This window comes from Vibrio sp. 10N.286.49.B3 (genome assembly GCF_002873395.1).
In the GTDB taxonomy this organism is placed as follows: Bacteria; Pseudomonadota; Gammaproteobacteria; order Enterobacterales; family Vibrionaceae; genus Vibrio.
Genome location: NZ_MCUV01000027.1, coordinates 34,190 through 53,593, shown reverse-complemented (window position 1 = coordinate 53,593; position 19,404 = coordinate 34,190). Strand labels below are relative to the sequence as shown.

Sequence of the window (19,404 nt, the reverse complement as noted above, 5' to 3'; positions counted from 1 at the left end):
CAAAGAGCTCCTAATAATGAGCCATAAAGGAAGTAAACAAATGGACCAACAACGTTTAACTCATTTACAGCAATTGGAAGCGGAAAGTATTCATATTATTCGTGAAGTTGCCGCTGAATTTGATAACCCAGTGATGATGTATTCAATAGGCAAAGATTCCTCTGTTATGTTGCATCTCGCTCGTAAAGCTTTCTACCCAGGAAAGATTCCATTCCCACTGTTACATGTTGATACGGATTGGAAGTTTCGTGAAATGATTGATTTTAGAGATAAAACAGCAGCTAAGTATGGTTTTGAATTACTCGTTCATAAAAATCCAGAAGGATTAGAGATGGGGATTAACCCTTTCGATCATGGCTCATCAAAACATACCGATATTATGAAAACTCAAGGTCTTAAACAAGCCCTTAACCATTATGGCTTCGATGCTGCTTTTGGTGGCGCACGTCGTGACGAAGAAAAATCTCGAGCTAAAGAACGAGTTTATTCATTCCGCGATAAAAATCATACGTGGGATCCAAAGAGCCAGCGACCTGAATTGTGGAAAACCTATAACGGGCAAGTCAATAAAGGTGAAAGTATTCGAGTATTTCCATTGTCCAATTGGACAGAGCTCGATATTTGGCAATATATCTATCTAGAAAATATCGAAATTGTTCCTCTTTATCTAGCAGATACACGTCCTGTTGTTGAGCGAGATGGCATGCTTATCATGGTAGATGATGAGCGTATGAAAATCGGAAAAGAAGAAACGGTTGAGCAAAAAAGTGTCCGCTTTCGAACTCTAGGTTGTTATCCGCTAACTGGCGCAGTGGAATCAAATGCTAAAACCTTAACCGAAATTATTGAAGAAATGTTGGTCGCCACCTCAAGTGAGCGACAAGGGCGAGCCATTGATCATGATCAGTCAGGATCAATGGAAATGAAAAAACGACAAGGCTACTTCTAAGGATAGAAAATGAATAGTGTAATTGAAGCAGAGTTAGCAGAGCTTGGTATAGAAGGCTACCTTAGTCAGCACCAACATAAATCATTACTACGTTTTTTAACCTGTGGTTCTGTTGATGATGGAAAAAGTACCTTAATAGGGCGATTACTCCATGATACAAAACAAATTTATGAAGACCAATTAGCGGCTGTTCATTCAGATAGTCAGCGTGTTGGCACTACGGGAGAAAAACCAGATCTTGCTTTGCTAGTCGATGGTTTACAGGCAGAGCGAGAGCAAGGTATTACCATTGATGTGGCTTACCGCTACTTCTCTACCCAAAAGCGTAAGTTCATTATTGCTGATACACCAGGGCATGAACAATACACGCGTAATATGGCAACGGGAGCATCTACTTGTGATCTTGCCGTGATCTTAATTGATGCGCGTAAAGGTGTATTGGATCAAACTCGTCGTCACTCTTTTATCTCAAATTTATTAGGGCTAAAAAACTTTGTTGTTGCTGTTAATAAAATGGATCTTGTTGATTATTCACAACAGCGTTTTAACGAAATTCGTGAAGAGTATCTAACTTTTTCAGAGAACTTACGAGGTCATACTAATATTCAAATTCTGCCTTTATCAGCGCTTGAAGGAGATAATGTTGCTGCACCGAGCGTTAAAATGCCATGGTATCAAGGTCCTTCATTACTCGATTTATTAGAGAATGTAGATATCGACGAAGGGCGTAATAGTGGTGATTTTCGTTTCCCTGTCCAGTATGTTAATCGACCAAACCTAGATTTTAGAGGCTTTTCTGGCACGGTAGCATCGGGCACAGTTAATGTAGGCGATACCATCAAAGCGTTACCATCAGGAAAAAGCTCTAAAGTTGCACGTATTGTTACTTTTGATGGTGACTTACCCACTGCACAATCTGGTCAAGCCGTGACGTTAACCTTAGAAGATGAAATTGATATCAGCCGAGGAGATTTGATCGTTCTAGAGCGTGCTAATGTTGAATTAACCCACCATATATTAGCCGATGTAGTATGGATGACAGAGCAGCCACTAACCCTAAATCGCCCTTATGATATTAAAATTGCAGGTAAGAAAACCACCGGTCAAATTGACACTATTCGTCACCAATATGACATTAATCAGCTAGAAACATTTGAGGTAACAGAGCTGCCTCTTAATGGTATTGGTTTATGTGAATGGTCGCTTAATGAAGCTATTGCGGTAGATAAGTATTTAGATTCGCCTGACACAGGTGGGTTTATCATTATTGATCGACTTTCTAATGTCACTGTTGGCGCTGGATTAATTCGTCAAGGGTTGACAGAGCAAGCACCTATTAAGGGGGAGTTTTCGGCTTTTGAAGTTGAACTAAATACTCTTATTCGCAAGCATTTCCCTCATTGGGATGCGAAAGATTTAAGTCTGCTATTAAAACGCTAGACTACTCTCAATTAAGGAAGTGTTATGTGGGAACAAGGATTTGTGTTAGCGCTTTTATTAGGCATTATTACCTGCCTATTAGCAACACGTATCAAGCCTAGTTATATTTTTGCCGGTGCCGCTTTTATTAGCTTTATGGCAGGTATGATCGAAATGTCTAGCTTGGCTGCTAACTTCACTAACTCTTCCTTATTAACACTAATTTTATTGATTTTATCGTCGGCAGCGTTAGAAAAAACCCGCTTGATCAGTTGGGTTAGCCGCAGTATCTCTGCAGGAAACCTCGCTTTCGTTGTCGCTAAATTAGGGGTATCTACTGCATTTTTATCGTCATTTACGAATAATACAGCAGTCGTTGTTTCCCTTATTAGTGCAATAAAACGTAACCAGACACATGCACCTTCTAAGCTACTTATTCCTTTATCTTATGCTGCTATTCTTGGTGGCACACTCACCTTGATTGGTACCTCAACGAATCTAATTATTAATAGCTTTGTTGAAGATGTCGGTTTGCCTAGTTTAGGTTTCTTCGCACCAACAACCATAGGACTATGCGTTCTGATTGGTGGTGGGATCATTTTGATCCCACTGAGTTATTTTTTACCAACGTATGAAGAGCAGGATAAAGATGACTTGCCCTACTTTTTAGAAGCAAGAGTAGAGCCAGGATCGCCTTTAGTTGCACGTAGTGTTAGTGAGAATAATTTACGAGCATTAAGAAAATTATTTTTAGCGGAAGTGATCCGTAATGATCAGCGAATTATATCCGTCGAACCTGACTTTATATTACAAGCCAAAGATCGATTATTGTTTTGTGGCGATCTTGAAAGTGTAGCGACATTACAAGAAATACAAGGTTTAACCTTATTTGGTCAACATCATTTAAATGGGCAAGGTTTTGTTGAAGTTGTAGTGAGTTCATCGGCTAGCTTCTGCAATAACACATTAAAAACTAGCCACTTTAGAGACCGCTTTGACGCTGTTGTTGTCGCTATTCGTCGTGGTCATGAACGCTTAGAGGGAGGACTTGGTAATATTCAGTTAATGGCTGGGGATATTCTGGTGCTTGTTCCTGGTAAGCGTTTTGAAGCGGAAAAAAAAGCACACCAACGAGAATTTTTGCAAATCCATGATCTTGATTCTAGTGCCAAGCTCGATGCTCAAAAATCAATGATGGTTATGATTGGTTTTATCGCGGTTATTGGTTTGTCATTGCTTGATATACTACCGATGATTAAAGGACTAGCGGGATACTTATTACTGCTACTGGCTTTTAGTGTCATTCAATTAGGTGATCTTCGCCGTCGTTTCCCTGTCGATATTGTTGTTATTGTTGGATCTGCGCTTTCTATTGCCCAGTTAATGTTGTCATCGGGGTTATCGATCAGAATGGGTGACATGTTTATGCAAGCTTTTAATGGGTGGGGAGTATTTGGTGCATTAGTTGCGACTTACTTAATGACTTTAATTTTGACTGAATTGATCACTAACAATGCTGCCGCTGCCCTCGCTTTTCCTATTGGTTACAGTATGTCAGTAGGGTATGGCGTTGATCCTATGCCTTTTATTATGGCGGTTCTTTTTGGTGCGAGTGCGAGCTTTGTTTCTCCTTACGGCTACCAAACCAATTTATTAGTTTATAGCGTGGGTAACTATAAAATGAAGGATTACTTACGTATAGGTATCCCCATTTCAATCGTGTATTCAGTGCTAGTTTTGAGCTTGATCCCTTATTTTTTCCCTTTCTAGTACTTACCAACAAGGATTATATATGAGCACTTCACCTGTTAATAATGATGAAAATATCGTTTGGCATCAACACAGTATAGATCAAGATTTTCGAGCCAACCTAAAGCATCAGAAGCCTGTTATATTATGGTTTACTGGCTTATCGGGCGCTGGAAAATCAACGGTTGCAGGTGCTCTAGAGTGCAGGCTTGCTGAACTTGGTTTCCATACTTATTTATTAGATGGTGATAATGTTCGACATGGATTATGTCGTGATCTTGGTTTTTCTGAGCTTGACCGTAAAGAAAATATTCGTCGAATAGGGGAGTTAGCAAAACTGATGCTAGATGCTGGTTTGATCGTACTTTCCGCTTTTATCTCTCCTCATCGTTCAGAGCGCCAAATGGTGAGAGATCTGGTGGGTAATGATGAGTTCTTAGAGGTATTTGTTAATGTACCCCTTGAGATATGTGAGCGACGAGATCCAAAGGGTCTGTATAAAAAAGCTCGAGCTGGGGAAATCAATAATTTCACAGGGATAGATTCTGTTTATGAGGCTCCGCTAGATGCTGAAATAGATCTTAAAGCAGGTGATAGTGCGCTTTCTGATCTTGTCTCTCAGTGTATTGATGAGCTTAAGAAAAGAGGCGTTATCAGTTAAGCGATATGATCGACCGTACTTTTGATTTCAGTTTGCAGGGTGAACTTTTGTGCGAGTAACGTCGTTAATTGGTCATAATAAGCCGAGTTTGGCTTGTTACCCAATAAATTACACAGCTCATTTCCTGTTGGACTGAAGCGATAATAGATCAGCTTTATACCTTTATTATGCGGTTTAATAGTAAGTGTTTTACCTTGGTATATCAAAGGTAAAGCGGGTTCAAGTTCTATATCTCCAGACTCCAGCTCCGTGCGGAGGATAATGCCTAATTCAACTAGCAGTAATAGGCTAGAGTAAGGCAGTTTGAATTGCCCTAAATTGATTGTTGAGTCCGTATCTCTTTTGGTAAAACTAAATAACCCATTGGCAGTTTTAAAGCCGAGTAATAGTTTTCGGCTGTGATCGCTACCAAAACTACAAGCAAGAGAGGCGGCTCTTTGTAGGTTCTGTGCTTCTTTAGGGCTCATCTCTTTTAAGGTATTTAACGCTTTCATTGAAGTTGAACCTGGGTTCGTCACTTCTTTTTTTAATACTTGCGCCCAGAGTCTTTGCATAGAAGGGTTATAGATATCTTGAGCCATATTAAAAAATCGGTGCAACCAATCAGGATCGGGTTCACCTGCTGCTTCATCGCTACAGCTAGAATGAGCAAGTTGCATGACATTTTCTAGATTATTTTGTTGTTGTTCACGCTGTTTTCTATCTCTCCATATCGCCCTTTCTAATAGCGTCTTATCACTTAGGGGGGATGATGGCTGTAACGTAGCATCCAAGCCAAATGCTTGCGCGATATTGATCATTTGCGTTGCGCTATCTTTTATATAACTTTTCTTTTCTTGCTTCTCTTTTTTGTTACTTGTTGATAGCTCAATGATTACCGGTTGTTTATCAGCCATGCTCGTTACCATTTACCATGTGAAATATGAAAACGTATTTAATGTACAAGGTCTAAAGAGGAAATTAAAGTCACAAATTCGAGACAGAAAGGAAAAAGATCTACCTAATGTAACTATTATCTGCTAATTTTGTTAGGTAAATGTAAACAAAGAGAAGGCGAGGGAACGACGTTGCGTGATTTAAAAAAGAAAATAACAAAGCTGCCAGTGAAGGCAACTTTGTTACTGTTTATCTATTTAGCGACATTAACTTATTTATCAAGATTTATTTTTTAATAAACAGAGTTACATATCATCATAAGGGGTGATTTCTAAGCCCTCTATTAAGTACCCAGTTTCTGCAAGTTCATGGCTTGTAGGTGCAGTTGAAAGCGTACCAGTTAGGTATATTACATCCCAAAGCTCCTGAATCGGCGCTCCTTTTTCAAATTTCACATAGATAATTTGGTTAGGTGGCGGCGGCGGAACATGAATACAAGCTCCAAAATAAGGTACTAATAAAAATTCAGTCACCACATTTTCATCCCCTTCTAATGGGATAACAAAGCCTGGAATTTTGACCATACTGCCATTTAGCTCTTGTCTTACACTGCCGACTTTTGACTGAACTATATTATCACTGTCGTGATCAATGGTTGGCATCCCCATAGGATCAAACTGATTGCGTTCATTTTCTGGGATTAAGTCTAACCAGTTAAGCGTTAATGTTGTGTTGTCATCACTTGCCCATACTGTGGAACTAAAACTCATCATACAAATGAGCATTACTATTATTTTTTTCATGTTATACCATTTTAAGAGTGCACTAAATACGTATGGTCATACCATCACTGAGGGATTGTCGGTAAGCTCTAAAGGCTGGCACGAAGCCAATAATGACCCCAGCTAATTGAACTAGTCCCAATAGCATCCATTCATGTGCACTAATACCAGTTAAGCCAAGGGTTATCCCGTAGGTATGCTGAATGATTGGTGCGGCAATAGCAAGTAAACCATACAAGCCAATAGTACCAAATAAAATACCGATAAAAGTCAGGGCACTAGCTTCAAAGATGAGTAAAGTGAAAATATGACGAGGTCTTGCCCCCATCGCTCGTAAAATAGCCATTTCTCGTCGACGCTCTTGTAAACTGGTTAAGAGGCTACTTAGCATTCCTAATAGACCAGCGATAACAACGAAACCAGACACGGCGATTAATGCTTGCTCTGCCACTGACATCATGCCCCAAAGCTCATGTAGCGCAATGCCAGGAAGGATCGCACTGAGTGGCTCTGAACGATAAGTATTAATTTGTCGCTGTAGAGCAAAGGTTTGAATTTTAGAATTCAGACCTAACATGAAAGCGGTTATCTGTTTAGGCTCAAATTGTAGCTGTTCTAATTGCTCTTTTGTTGGTGTATGACCGAGGTTAGCCCCTGACTCCCAACCCACATGGATTGCTTCAATTGCCTCTAAAGATACGTGGACGGTTTTATCTACAGGGGTGCCTGTCGGGCTTAAAATACCGACAACCTTAAAAGGAAGGTTATCATGACGGCTAAACGCAACATCACTGATCCCATGAGCTAAAGTAATTTCATCACCAATTTTATAGTCTAATGTTCTAGCAACATCTGAACCAATAACAGTTTCAAAAAGGTAATCAAATTCAACACCTTCAGATAAAGTTAGCGCTTGCTTACTGCCATACTTAAAGTGTTCAAAATAGCTGTGATTTGTCCCCATAACACGGAAACCTTTATGTGAGTCACCCAGTGATATTGGTATTGCCCATTTTACAGATCGGTGCTCACTAAATTCTTCAAAACTTTTCCAGTCGATGTTATTCGTCGCGTTACCGATTCTAAACACAGAATAGAGTAAGAGGTTTACTTGCCCTGAACGGCCACCAACAATTAAGTCGGTCCCTGAGATTGTGTTGGCAAAGCTACTTTTAGCTTGAGTACGGATTCGTTCGACGCCAAGCAGTAGAATGACAGAAATAGCCACAGTTAATACTGTAAGTAATGCGGTGGCTTTGCGGTTAGCGACACTTTTTAAAGCTAAATTTAATGTTGTATTCATGAGGAAAAGTCTGCTGTGTTGAGCTGCTCAAGGTTAATTGAACGCTCAAAAAGAGGTTCTAACGTTGGATCGTGACTAACAAAAATTAATGTAGAGTTAGCATGATTAGCTTGTTCCATGAGTAACTCAATAAAAGCAGTGCGGTTATCATGATCTAGAGCAGAGGTTGGTTCATCGGCAATAATGACTTCAGGCTCACCAATTAAAGCTCGGGCTGCAGCGACGCGTTGTTGCTGACCAATACTCAACTCAACAACCGGTTTATGTAAAGCGTCTGCTGGCAGATGTAAGCGGAGTAATAATTGTTCAGCCATTTGATGCAAACTACCTGAGACCTTGTCATTGCGGTATTTGGAAAACTGACAAGGGAGAACAACATTCTCAATAACAGAAAGGTAAGGTAGTAAGTTAAATTGTTGGAAGATATAACCAATATGATTGGATCTAAAACTATCTCTTTGGCTTGGCTTTAGTTTATTTAGTGGCTGCCCTAATATTGTTATTTCACCACTACCTGCTTGATTTATTCCGGTCAGCAAGCCGAGTAAGGTGGATTTACCACACCCACTTGGGCCTTTAATAAAGAGGTGTTCTCCCTTTTTAATCGAGAGTTCTTTGATGCTAAGAATTGGAGGTATTTCTGGTTTCCAGCTGAAATCAACGTTATGCATCGTAATGATGGGAAGCGCATTTAAGTCAGTCATGACGAAGTCCTAAATTCACCCACTCGTTTTCGATAAACGAGTGAGTGTTCTTGTAAAAATAATGGCGTAAATAATATTACTTTATATTGACGATAGTACTACTCGACGTTAATTCTACAGCGCTTTGTTGTGTGTCAGTTAGTAAATTGACACTAACCTTTTCTGTTGTTGTGAAGTGCTTAAACCATTGTGTATCAATGCTGGTTAGTTTGCTCATATCTTCACAAGTGTATTGGTACTCGATAGTAAATTCACCGTGAGCAGCATGTTCGTGTTCGTCATGATCGTGATGTTCGTGTCCGTCATGATCGTGATGTTTATGTTCGTCATGATCGTGTTCATCATGATCGTGATGTTTGTGTTCATCATGATTATGATCTTCGTGATCACAATGCTTGTGTTCGCCACTTTCTAAGGTATTAACGACAGTTTTATGTGTTAGTGTGCAGTTAGCAGGAGCAGATAAAGTAAAAAGGTTATTTGCTAACAATAATTTAGCCGTTACTTTTGAGATGGCTTCTTTTTCTGCATCCGTTTTTGGTGCATGCTCAAAACCCACGACATCAGCACCTGGTGCAGTGATCTCGACTAATAAGTCAGAGCCATCCTGAGCAATATTAAATTCAACTAAGCCATGAACATGAGCTGCATGATCTCGGTATTCTGCATGGCTAAAAGAAGCCGTTAATAAACAAGCAAGAGCTGATAGTTTTGTAGTGTATGTCACTATGTGTGCCTGAGTTTATAATGGATAATAAAAAGGGTATTGTTATAACATAACAGTACCCTATGTACATCTGATTACAAACTAATAAATAGTAAATTCTTAATAATGATTAATTATTTATAAAGTCGTACATCATAGATTGGTGTGGATTAACTCTAATACACTATTTATCTCACTTTCTGAGAGAGCACCCTCTTTAATAAACAATACCTTACCTTGTTTATCTTGTACTATAATAGCCGAGCTTTCTGGTTGTAGATCCCAAGTTGATGCTAATAAGCCAGTTTTATCGAGCACCATAGAGGACCATGGGAACTCTTTTTTGCTATCTTGAGCTGAAGACTTTACAAATGAGCCAGTGCCCCAAACTGCATCGTCTTGGTTGATGACTGTTGTTGTTTGATAATCTTCTGCTGAAAAGTTTGCTGCTGTTATTGCCGTCATTAATTCAGCGTTCATTTTTTTTGCGCCACTACGGCCAGCAATTGCTTGAATGACACGAACTTTGCCAAGCATCTGGGTATTGCTCCATTCTTGATAGCTTACTTTTTTTTCTTGCACCATGATTTCACCTTGATCAGAAATAGTGACAGGTGGCGTAGTTTGGCCAAGAGTTAGATTGTGAGCTGATGAGAGCATTGGAGTACATGCGAGAAGAGCAGTGAGAAGTGCTTTATTTGTCATTTTTATTATTCCATTAGTGAGTTAGCTTAACGAGTATAAAACACAATAGTAGGAATAATGAAGAAATAGACGAATCGATAAATAGCGATTGCAGCATGTTCGCTAGCGCGTATAATGTTGCATGTTTGTTAGCGCCTGTCGTTTGGTGCTAATTCTGTCAATGGAATCTGATAGAAAGCAGATGATCTTTTATTGAACTTTATTTAGCGTTTTCTCGTAATAAGTTTCAATTAAGATGACAAGGAACCACAAATGGATATTGAGGTATAATATGCTACGTAATTTTTCGACTTATCGACCACATCAAGTGGCGCGCTTTGTTAAGATCTTATTCAAAGGTCAGTTTTCAATTGAAGGCGTTGGTCAATTTCAATTTGATCAAGGTAAAGTGCTCCTGCCAGAAATTTCTGATAAGCAGAAGCTTATTATTTATAAAGAGGTTAACGGCCAAATAGAAGCGACATTCTAATCTATATAAGGCTGTAACATAAAAATATTAGGGTAGAAAACAGACGCCTGTACCGCCTAATCCGCAATACCCAGTAGGATTTTTGGCTAAATATTGTTGATGATAATCTTCTGCAAAATAGTACGTGGTCGCTTCTTCTATTTGTGTTGTGATCACGTCCTTTTCTTTTATATCTAAAGCTTGCTGATAATCTTGTTTCGTTTGCTGTGCAATGTCCATCTGTTCAGAATTGTAAGTGTATATGACCGATCGATATTGTGTACCAAGATCATTGCCTTGACGCATACCTTGGGTTGGATCATGACGCTGCCAAAATAGCTCTAGCAGTGATCTAAGTGAGATTCGCATGGGATCAAAGATAATTCTGACCACTTCCGCATGCCCAGTATGACCACTACAAACCTCTTCATAGTTTGGGTTTTTCGTAAAGCCACCAGCGTAGCCAACGCTCGTTGATATCACTCCATCAAGTGGCCAGAATAAGCGCTCAGCTCCCCAAAAGCAGCCCATACCGACTAAGATCTGTTGCTGTTCTGGCGTGGGTTGTGCGTTCAAATCACTTTGATTAACAAAATGCGGTGCAGTGATATGAATAGGTAATGAGCGCCCAGCAAGCGCTTGCTCTTCACTAACAATAACATTTTTATTAGTCATTTTAACGTTCCTCAATCAGCGTGAACAACACTTCTGCATATATTGCTCGAATAACAATAGAGGTAATGCAGACTTAATGGTGATTTAGCGTTATTATTTATATTAATTTGTTAACTTCCTCATAACCTTACCAGTCCTAAATAAGCATGATAAGAAAAACCTTACTAATATTATTAAGTTTCTTGCTCGCACCTATCGCTTTGGCTGCCAATGTCTCATTGAAAATCAATGGGATAGACGGTCAATTAAAGGATAATGTTGATGCATATTTATCGTCGATTGATGATGACGATTATTCAACCTCCTTACGTTTTCAATCACGATTAGAAACGACGATTACAGAAGCGCTGCAAGCTTTGGGTTACTACCATGCTGATATTCAGTTTTCTGTTTCTGATGATAAGCGCCGGTTAACGGTTAATGTTGAATCTGGTGCGCCTGTTGTTATTTATGAACTGGATATCATAATTAGAGGTGAAGCCGAAAAAGATATCGATTTTCTAAATTTGATTGCGACAACGCCCCTAAGAGTCGGAGCAGAGCTTAACCATAGCTATTACGATGCGTTGAAATCAGGGTTGCGTAATATCGCGCTACAAAAAGGCTACTTTGAAGGTAATTATACGATGAGTCGTTTGGAGGTCTCTCCAGATCTTAATCGTGCTTATGTTCGACTTCACTATGACAGTGGCATTCGATATCAATTTGGCGAGACAACTATCGTAGGTAGTCAAATTGAAGATGTTCGTGTTCGATCTCTGCAGTCCTATGAAGAAGGGGATGCTTATCTGTTAGCTGATGTTGGCGCGTATAACCAAGCACTCTCTAATACCGATTGGTTCTCTTCTGTTTTTGTATCGCCAGATTTAACTCAGTTAGGGAAAGGGCGTGAGTTGCCAATGACCGTTTCTCTTGCGCCACAAGCTAAAAATCAAATTGAAACGGGTTTAGGTTACTCGACGGATATTGGGGTGAAAGGGACGTTAAAGTGGAATAAGCCTTGGGTGAATAAATACGGTCATAGCTTTGACAGTAGTTTATCGCTCTCTATGCCTGAGCAGACTATTACCGCTGGTTACCAAATTCCTTTGGAAGATGTCGAAAATGATTTCTATCGTATTCAATATGGAATGAAAAATGTCGATAACCGAGATACTCAAAGTTTAGAGTCAAATCTAGCTTTGGAGCGCCATTGGAGGTTAGATAATGGTTGGCATCGAACGATATATATTCGTTATTTGCTAGAGAGCTATGAGCAGGGGATGCAAGACGATACAGGGCAATTCTTACTGCCTGGTATTGGTTTTTCTCGAACACGAACTCGTGGTGGTGTGATGGCTTCTTGGGGGGATAAGCAGAGTGTGAGTGCTGAATATGGTGATGATCTCGTTTTGTCGGAAGCTCGAGTGTTGCGTTTGCAAGGTCGAACATCTTGGGTGCGCAGTTTGCAGCAAAATCATCGAGGTCTATTTCGTTTAGAGGGGGGAGCAAATATCACCAAGAACTTAAGTGCCCTTTCTCCTTCGCTGCGATTTTTTGCTGGTGGTGATAGTAATTTACGTGGTTATAGCTATGAATCAATTTCACCAGAAGATAGCAGTGGCTCCTTAACAGGGGCAAAATACATTTTAACCAGTACACTAGAATATCAATATCGTGTCGTTGGTAACTGGTGGGGAGCAATGTTTGTTGATTACGGTGATGCCTTTAATAATACACCCGAATGGAAAACAGGTGCAGGGGTTGGGGTACGCTGGGCCTCACCAATTGGTCCTGTGAGCCTTGATTTTGCTTGGGGATTAGATGAAGAACCTGGTGATCAATTCCATATACATTTTCGTTTAGGGCCTGATTTATGATTAAAGTTATGTTGAAAATCAGTAAGTGGTTATTGATCACTTTATTTAGCCTGATACTTTTGCTCACTCTGCTCGTTGCAATATTGCTCTTTACCAATGCAGGGCTAAATGGTGCACTATGGGGAGCACAAAAAGCATTACCTCAACTATCGATTGAAGAAACTGAGGGGGCGCTTTTTCCTGATTTTACTTTAAAGGGGATCTCTTTCCGTGACTCTGAATTGGCTATTGATGCAAAACTATCAGAACTAAACATAGCGATTAATCCACACTGTTTTTTAGCACCTTCTGTTTGTATTGACGTGGTTAAAGTTGATGGGTTGCATTTTTCATTACCAAACCTTCCAGCAAGTACCGAAGAGCCAGAACCTTCTGATCCGATTGAATCGATCTCTATTCCGATTCCAATTACAGTAAGCCAACTGCAACTTGCCAATATCAACCTTGATATTTTGGGAAATCATATCCAATGGTCACTTTTCTCGACAGCACTCGCCATGGAGGAAGATCGTTTAACGATCAATCCAACAGTACTAAATAACATCATCATAGAGCTCGCTTCTCAAGAGGAGGGATCGCCTCAAGTAGAACCCCCCGCTCAAAGTCATAAAGAGCGTGTTGCGATCACATTACCAAGTGTCTGGATCCCATTGGATATTGATATTCAATCTATTGAGATCAGCGATGCAAGATTGCAGCAAGAAGAGCCTATTGTTATTGAGCGCTTAAAATTAATAGCGCAGGCAAAAGGGCATGAAGTGCAACTTGAAACCCTAGAGCTAGTCATGCCTCAGGTGGATGCAGCCTTATCGGCAGATGTTACCCTGGACGGTGACTATCCATTGATTTCAAAGCTAAATGCCACCTTAAAAGAAGATGATTTTAAAGGGCAACAATTGCAGTTGGAGACGCAGGGAAGTGTTGCGAATTTACAATTACAAGCGACTTTAGGTGGCGTGGTTGATAGCCGTTTATCTGGTCAGTTACAGCCTTTAGAGCCGACTTTGCCTTTTAGCATTGATATCCATCAGCTTGTAACTCAATGGCCATTAGTCGGTGACAGTGATTATCAAATTGAACGTGCAAATGCTCAGGCTTCAGGTTCATTAGACGGTTATAAGATAGCTTTATCAACTCAATTAAGTGGTAAAGCGATCCCAAGTTTAGGTGTCGATCTAGCGGGTGAAGGCACACTTAAGCAAATCGATTTATCCAGCATCACGGTAAAATCACTCGGTGGGGAGGTTTCAGGGCAGGTGATGGCTAATTGGCAGGAACCTATTAACTGGCAGGCAAACTTACAGTTAAGTGATATCCAACCGGGCTTACAGTGGGAAGAGGCGGAAGGAAAAATAAGTGGAACACTACAAACGACAGGTTCGTTAACTACCGCTGGTGGTTGGCAAGTGGATTTACCCTTGCTAAATATTGATGGGGTACTACGCGATTACCCACTTAATATTGATGGTCAGTTGCAAGCATCAGATAAAGCAGGTAAAGGCGATATTGTCGTGCGAACGACGGGTTTATCTTTAGCGCACGGTCCTAACTCATTAAAAGCTCAAGGTCAGTTAGATCAAAATTGGGATATGGGTATAGAGGTTGATTTCCCTAGTTTTGGGAAAAGCGTGCCCGACTTACAAGGGGAAATGCAAGGGCGCATTCAACTTAAAGGTAAACAGCAAGAACCTAATATTAACGTTGACCTTAATTTATCCTCAGTAACTTGGCAAGAGTTAGCATCGATAGAGTCCTTATCATTAGTTGGTGATGTCAGCCCACTTCCAGCACCGCAGGGCAATGTAAAACTGAAAGCGGCCAATCTTGCTTATGAAGAAAACATTATTGACTCTATCGAGCTATTAGCCTCTGGTGATGAAAGTGAGCACCAACTAACTTTAGATGTTATATCAAATGTGGCTTCAACCAGTTTAGCGATTCGTGGCGAATTTAAGCAAGCAACAATGCAGTGGTTAGGGCAGTTGGAACGCATGAATTTGCTGTCAGAGCAAGGTGAGTGGCTGCTTGATAAGCCAACAAGTATTGATGTCGATATTGATAAGCAACAAGCCAATATCCAAGCGCATTGCTGGCTGCAAAGTGATTCTAGCTTATGTTTGGAAGACGATATTTCTGTTGGGGAGTCAGGTGAGGCAAGGCTTACCATCAATAGTTTTAATTTCGATCAAGTTAAGCAATTTGCTCCAGAGGAAACCGAGTTAGAAGGCGAAGTAAATGCTAACTTATTAGCGAAGTGGTCCCCAGATAATACGCCAGAATTAAAAGTTAAAGTGGTTGTTCCTAAAGGTAAACTGACTAAGGCGCGTAATTCTCGAACAATTTTAGCTTGGCACTCTATGACATTAAATGCAGAGCTAAAGCAAGATCAATTAATTGCCGATTGGCTACTCGATATCGCCAACAATGGTGAGATATTGGGTCAACTAACTTTGCCAGATATTGTTGATGAGAATAAACCGGTTGATGGTAATGTTATTATTCGCGATATTAATTTAGCTTTCTTAAAGCCGCTCATTGGAGGCTTTAGCACCGTAAAAGCCGATATAAACTCGAATGTAGCGATAAAAGGTTCACTGGTTCACCCTCAGCTTGATGGTCAACTTGTCGTTGATAATATCAATGTTGAAGGGGATATATCACCAGTAGGGGTAAAGTCAGGTCGAGTAGATTTAGAGCTAAATGGTTACAGTGCAATTTTAAAGTCAGTGATTACAACGGATGATGGTGATTTACAGTTGAGTGGGCATGGTAACTGGGCCGACTTAGCTGACTGGTCAACAAACTTACGCATTTTTGCTGATGAGCTACAAGTTGATGTACCACCGATGGTAAAAATGAAAGTCATACCCGATATGACCATTCAAGTGAATCCTGAACTGGCAAGGGTGGATGGTAATATTAACCTGCCATGGGGGCGTATTTTTGTTGAATCATTACCACAAAGTGCTGTTGGTATTTCAGATGATCAGGTCATTGTTGATAAGGATTTAAAGCCTGTTGATGAGGCAACGATTCCTTTTGATATTGAAACCAATATTACTATCTCCATTGGTGATGATTTCAAACTAACCGCATTTGGTTTGGAAAGTTATCTTGAAGGTAAGTTAAATGTAACCCAAAAAGATAAGGGACCTTTTATTGCGGGTGAGGTAAATTTAGTTGATGGTACTTATACATCTTTTGGGCAAGATCTTCTGATTGAAGAAGGCAAAATCTTAATGAATGGTCCTGCCGATCAGCCGTATCTAGCAATTGAAGCCATCAGAAACCCAGATAATACTGAAGATGATGTTACCGCTGGCGTGCGTGTGACGGGGCCAGCCAGTGAGCCTGTTATCGAGATTTATTCAGATCCTGCAATGCCACAAGCCAATGCGCTTTCTTATCTTTTACGTGGCCAAGATATTGATGGTGAATCTGGTGGTAACGCGATGACCACCACTTTAATTGGTTTGAGTCTAGCTAAAAGTGGGCAAGTTGTTGGGCAGATAGGCGAAGCGTTTGGTGTTCAAGACTTACAGTTAGATACCGCAGGCTCTGGTGATGACTCTCAAGTGACAGTGAGTGGTTATATACTTCCAGGTTTACAGGTGAAGTATGGGGTCGGCATTTTTAATTCGCTTGGTGAATTTACGATTCGTTATCGCTTGTTGCAGGATCTGTATTTAGAAGTTGTTTCAGGGCTGGATAGTTCTGTTGATTTGCTTTATCAGTTTGAGTTTGATTAAAGTGATAGCTGTTTTATTTTACTAAAAACTAAAAACTAAAAACTAAAAAGCGCCTACTAAAAGTAAGCGCTTTTTTATATCAGGCATCTAATCAGTGATTACTCTGGGTTTTCAGCTAAGAATTGCTCAACTTTATGAACCATCTTAGGTGAGCCAACAAAGAAAGGTACACGTTGGTGTAGTTCTGTTGGTTTGATATCCATAATACGTTTGTCACCATCAGAGGCAATACCGCCTGCTTGCTCCATTAGGAAAGCAATTGGGTTGCATTCGTATAAAAGGCGTAACTTACCTTGTGGGTGGCTTTGTGTGCTCGGGTAAAGGTAGATACCACCTTTTAGTAAGTTTCTGTGGAAATCAGAAACTAAAGAACCGATATAACGAGAAGTATAAGGACGGTTATCTTCAGGTTCCGCTTCTTGGCAGTACTTAATGTACTTTTTCACACCCGTTGGGAAGCGAATGTAGTTACCTTCATTGATAGAGTAGATAGTGCCATTTTCAGGAACCATCATATTCTCGTGTGATAGACAGAAGGTGCCTAGAGAAGGATCGTAAGTGAAACCGTTAACACCTTTACCCGTTGTGTATACAAGCATGGTAGAAGAGCCGTAAATCACATAACCAGCAGCAACTTGCTTATGACCAGGCTGTAAGAAGTCTTCTTGTGTCGGTGGAGTACCGATAGGAGATACGCGGTGGTAAATTGAGAAAATAGTTCCGACAGAAACATTCACATCAATATTTGATGATCCATCAAGAGGATCCATCAATACCACGTATTTCGCGTTTTTATTTAGCTCTTTATTAAAAGCAACAGCTTCGTCTTCTTCTTCGCTTGCTACACCACAAACTTGATCACGAGCTTCCATTGCCGCTTTAAATTTGTCATTAGCATAAAGATCAAGTTTCTGTTGATCTTCGCCTTGAACGTTCTCAGTTCCAACGGCACCAGTAATGCTATCAACTAAGCCTGCTTTATTTATTTCTCTGTTTACAATTTTCGCCGCAAGACGAATTGAAGATAAAAGAGAAGAAAGATCACCACTTGCATGGGGAAAGTCATTTTGTTTTTCAACAATAAACTCACCCAGGGTGCGAATATTAGGCATGTTATTTCCTTAACGTACACTAATACCAGTAAAGTAAACCATTATTATGGTAACGATTGCGTAATCATTATAACCAAAATACTGACTTATTTAGGTTGGTATAAAAATTTGGGGGTATGGGTGAAAGACATAGGTACTCTTAGTGGCCCTTATTCATCTATGCACCTAATATTAGTGTAATTCCTAGAACTTAATTATGGTATCGAATAAACTGGTTAACTACGGACTTTGTGTAATATATGTATTTGTTTAGATTGTGACTCGCTTTTATTAGTCTATATATGTTAAGTAAAGGGCTTATCATATAGACAACAATTGGAAGTGACATATGCATATTCATATTTTAGGCATCTGTGGCACATTTATGGGTGGAGCAGCTGTTTTAGCACGCCAGCTTGGTCATAAAGTGACGGGTAGTGATGCGAATGTTTATCCGCCGATGAGTACTTTACTCGAATCGCAAGGTATTGATATTATTGAAGGATTTGATCCCGCTCAGTTAAGCCCAGAACCAGATTTGGTTGTGATTGGTAATGCGATGAGTCGCGGTAATCCATGCGTTGAATATGTACTGGATAATAATCTGAAATACACCTCTGGTCCGCAATGGCTACAAGAGTTTTTATTGCACGATCGTTGGGTATTGGCGGTTTCAGGAACTCACGGTAAAACAACCACTTCTAGTATGCTAGCGTGGATCTTGGAAGATTGTGGCTATGCGCCAGGTTTTCTGGTTGGTGGTGTGCTCGGCAACTTTGGTATTTCAGCTCGGTTGGGTGAAAGTATGTTCTTTGTTGTTGAAGCCGATGAATATGACAGTGCTTTTTTTGATAAACGATCGAAGTTTATTCACTATCAACCACGAACACTAGTGATGAATAATTTAGAGTTTGATCATGCGGATATTTTTGATGATTTAGAAGCGATAAAGCGCCAATTTCACCACCTTATTCGTACTGTACCGAGTAATGGGCGGATCTTTTCCCCACTTTCAGAAGATGCGATAGAGGATGTGCTTGATCGCGGTTGCTGGAGTGAAAGGGAGTCTATTGGTTTACAAGGTGATTGGCGTGCTGAGAAGCAGATCAAAGATGGATCTCAGTTTGATGTTTACCTTCACCAGCAATTGGTAGGAAGGGTAACATGGGATCTTGTTGGCGATCATAATGTGAGTAATGCTCTTATGGCGATAGCTGCTGCTCGTCACGTTGGCGTTATCCCAGATCTTGCCTGCCAGTCTCTCGCTCGCTTTATTAATACTAAACGTCGCTTAGAGCTAAAAGGAGAAGTGAATCGTATCAAGGTTTACGATGACTTTGCCCACCACCCAACCGCGATTCAATTAACGCTAGATGGATTACGTAATAAAGTTGGAGAGAGCAAAATTATTGCTGTTCTTGAGCCTCGCTCGGCAACCATGAAGCGCGGTGTACATAAAGAGACATTAGCAGCCTCACTATCTGATGCGGATTCGGTTTATCTATATCAGCCAAGCGAAATTGATTGGTCGGTACAAGCCGTTGCTGATCAATGCTCACAACCCGCTCACGTAGCGAGTGATTTAACCCAGTTAGTTAAAGTGATTGTGAAAGAAGCTCAACCAGGCGATCAAATTTTAGTAATGAGCAATGGTGGCTTTGGCGGTATTCACATGAAATTATTAGCAGAACTCGCCGAGCATTAATTTATTTATAGTTAAGTTTATAG

At 40.2% G+C, this 19,404-nt stretch carries 16 protein-coding genes; 8 read left to right on the top strand and 8 right to left on the bottom strand.

Features of this window, described 5'->3' with window-relative positions:
* The first annotated feature begins 16 nt into the window (after positions 1-16).
* From cysD to cysC, 4 genes are read left to right on the top strand one after another with little or no spacing between them, the layout of a single operon-like run.
* On the top strand, positions 17-949 hold the full coding sequence (gene cysD, locus BCU68_RS10295) for a sulfate adenylyltransferase subunit CysD (protein ID WP_102564681.1): 933 nt from the start codon (positions 17-19) through the stop codon (positions 947-949).
* 9 nt (positions 950-958) lie between these two features.
* A complete protein-coding gene (cysN, locus tag BCU68_RS10290) occupies positions 959-2,389 on the top strand; it encodes a sulfate adenylyltransferase subunit CysN (protein ID WP_102564680.1) in 1,431 nt (476 codons plus the stop codon).
* A gap of 24 nt (positions 2,390-2,413) precedes the next feature.
* Entirely contained in the window at positions 2,414-4,138 is a 1,725-nt protein-coding gene (locus BCU68_RS10285) for an SLC13 family permease (RefSeq protein WP_102564679.1), read from the top strand.
* Positions 4,139-4,160: 22 nt separating this feature from the next.
* On the top strand, positions 4,161-4,778 hold the full coding sequence (gene cysC / locus BCU68_RS10280; RefSeq protein WP_102564678.1) for an adenylyl-sulfate kinase: 618 nt from the start codon (positions 4,161-4,163) through the stop codon (positions 4,776-4,778).
* On the opposite strand, the gene BCU68_RS10275 is transcribed toward cysC, so the two are convergent.
* The 6 genes from BCU68_RS10275 to BCU68_RS10250 form a co-directional block, all read right to left on the bottom strand.
* Positions 4,775-5,674 carry a TIGR03899 family protein gene (locus BCU68_RS10275; RefSeq protein ID WP_102564677.1) on the bottom strand — a complete coding sequence of 300 codons (900 nt, stop codon included), beginning with the start codon at positions 5,672-5,674 and terminating at the stop codon, positions 4,775-4,777. The two genes, cysC and BCU68_RS10275, sit on opposite strands and share 4 nt — an antisense overlap.
* Before the next feature lie 285 nt (positions 5,675-5,959).
* Complete coding sequence (locus BCU68_RS10270) at positions 5,960-6,457, bottom strand: DUF3299 domain-containing protein (protein ID WP_102564676.1); 498 nt, start codon at positions 6,455-6,457, stop codon at positions 5,960-5,962.
* A 22-nt stretch (positions 6,458-6,479) separates the two neighbouring features.
* Complete coding sequence (locus tag BCU68_RS10265) at positions 6,480-7,739, bottom strand: ABC transporter permease (protein ID WP_102564675.1); 1,260 nt, start codon at positions 7,737-7,739, stop codon at positions 6,480-6,482.
* Positions 7,736-8,410, bottom strand: coding sequence for an ABC transporter ATP-binding protein (locus BCU68_RS10260; RefSeq protein ID WP_241901349.1), 675 nt, complete (start codon positions 8,408-8,410; stop codon positions 7,736-7,738). The genes BCU68_RS10265 and BCU68_RS10260 overlap by 4 nt, the downstream gene beginning before the upstream one ends.
* A gap of 109 nt (positions 8,411-8,519) precedes the next feature.
* Positions 8,520-9,170 (bottom strand): DUF2796 domain-containing protein, encoded by a 651-nt coding sequence (locus BCU68_RS10255; RefSeq protein WP_102564673.1) that lies wholly within the window; start codon positions 9,168-9,170, stop codon positions 8,520-8,522.
* Between the two features lie 132 nt (positions 9,171-9,302).
* Positions 9,303-9,854, bottom strand: a complete 552-nt coding sequence (locus BCU68_RS10250; RefSeq protein ID WP_102564672.1) for a YtfJ family protein — start codon at positions 9,852-9,854, stop codon at positions 9,303-9,305.
* Between the two features lie 271 nt (positions 9,855-10,125).
* On the opposite strand from BCU68_RS10250, the gene BCU68_RS10245 reads away from it, so the two are divergent.
* Entirely contained in the window at positions 10,126-10,323 is a 198-nt protein-coding gene (locus BCU68_RS10245; RefSeq protein WP_102564671.1) for a DUF1107 family protein, read from the top strand.
* Between the two features lie 27 nt (positions 10,324-10,350).
* Here the strand turns inward: BCU68_RS10245 and msrA are convergent, their stop codons facing one another.
* Positions 10,351-10,977 carry a peptide-methionine (S)-S-oxide reductase MsrA gene (gene msrA / locus BCU68_RS10240; RefSeq protein WP_102564670.1) on the bottom strand — a complete coding sequence of 209 codons (627 nt, stop codon included), beginning with the start codon at positions 10,975-10,977 and terminating at the stop codon, positions 10,351-10,353.
* A gap of 146 nt (positions 10,978-11,123) precedes the next feature.
* Here msrA and BCU68_RS10235 point away from each other — a divergent pair, with 146 nt between their 5' ends.
* Both BCU68_RS10235 and BCU68_RS10230 read left to right on the top strand, forming a co-directional pair.
* Positions 11,124-12,836 (top strand): autotransporter assembly complex family protein, encoded by a 1,713-nt coding sequence (locus BCU68_RS10235; protein ID WP_102564669.1) that lies wholly within the window; start codon positions 11,124-11,126, stop codon positions 12,834-12,836.
* On the top strand, positions 12,833-16,585 hold the full coding sequence (locus BCU68_RS10230; protein WP_102564668.1) for a translocation/assembly module TamB domain-containing protein: 3,753 nt from the start codon (positions 12,833-12,835) through the stop codon (positions 16,583-16,585). The genes BCU68_RS10235 and BCU68_RS10230 overlap by 4 nt, the downstream gene beginning before the upstream one ends.
* Before the next feature lie 98 nt (positions 16,586-16,683).
* On the opposite strand, the gene fbp is transcribed toward BCU68_RS10230, so the two are convergent.
* Positions 16,684-17,697, bottom strand: coding sequence for a class 1 fructose-bisphosphatase (gene fbp / locus BCU68_RS10225; RefSeq protein ID WP_102564667.1), 1,014 nt, complete (start codon positions 17,695-17,697; stop codon positions 16,684-16,686).
* Between the two features lie 328 nt (positions 17,698-18,025).
* Between fbp and mpl the strand changes: the two genes are divergently transcribed.
* Positions 18,026-19,381: a UDP-N-acetylmuramate:L-alanyl-gamma-D-glutamyl-meso-diaminopimelate ligase gene (gene mpl, locus BCU68_RS10220; RefSeq protein WP_102564666.1), complete on the top strand. Its 1,356-nt coding sequence runs from the start codon at positions 18,026-18,028 to the stop codon at positions 19,379-19,381.
* Positions 19,382-19,404: the final 23 nt, after the last annotated feature.

Coding starts and splice junctions, on each gene's coding strand:
- cysD (WP_102564681.1), top strand. CDS start 17: ATGAGCCATAAAGGAAGTAAACAAATGGACCAACAACGTTTAACTCAT.
- cysN (WP_102564680.1), top strand. CDS start 959: ATGAATAGTGTAATTGAAGCAGAGTTAGCAGAGCTTGGTATAGAAGGC.
- BCU68_RS10285 (WP_102564679.1), top strand. CDS start 2,414: ATGTGGGAACAAGGATTTGTGTTAGCGCTTTTATTAGGCATTATTACC.
- cysC (WP_102564678.1), top strand. CDS start 4,161: ATGAGCACTTCACCTGTTAATAATGATGAAAATATCGTTTGGCATCAA.
- BCU68_RS10275 (WP_102564677.1), bottom strand. CDS start 5,674: ATGGCTGATAAACAACCGGTAATCATTGAGCTATCAACAAGTAACAAA.
- BCU68_RS10270 (WP_102564676.1), bottom strand. CDS start 6,457: ATGAAAAAAATAATAGTAATGCTCATTTGTATGATGAGTTTTAGTTCC.
- BCU68_RS10265 (WP_102564675.1), bottom strand. CDS start 7,739: ATGAATACAACATTAAATTTAGCTTTAAAAAGTGTCGCTAACCGCAAA.
- BCU68_RS10260 (WP_241901349.1), bottom strand. CDS start 8,410: ATGCATAACGTTGATTTCAGCTGGAAACCAGAAATACCTCCAATTCTT.
- BCU68_RS10250 (WP_102564672.1), bottom strand. CDS start 9,854: ATGACAAATAAAGCACTTCTCACTGCTCTTCTCGCATGTACTCCAATG.
- BCU68_RS10245 (WP_102564671.1), top strand. CDS start 10,126: ATGCTACGTAATTTTTCGACTTATCGACCACATCAAGTGGCGCGCTTT.
- msrA (WP_102564670.1), bottom strand. CDS start 10,977: ATGACTAATAAAAATGTTATTGTTAGTGAAGAGCAAGCGCTTGCTGGG.
- BCU68_RS10235 (WP_102564669.1), top strand. CDS start 11,124: ATGATAAGAAAAACCTTACTAATATTATTAAGTTTCTTGCTCGCACCT.
- BCU68_RS10230 (WP_102564668.1), top strand. CDS start 12,833: ATGATTAAAGTTATGTTGAAAATCAGTAAGTGGTTATTGATCACTTTA.
- fbp (WP_102564667.1), bottom strand. CDS start 17,697: ATGCCTAATATTCGCACCCTGGGTGAGTTTATTGTTGAAAAACAAAAT.
- mpl (WP_102564666.1), top strand. CDS start 18,026: ATGCATATTCATATTTTAGGCATCTGTGGCACATTTATGGGTGGAGCA.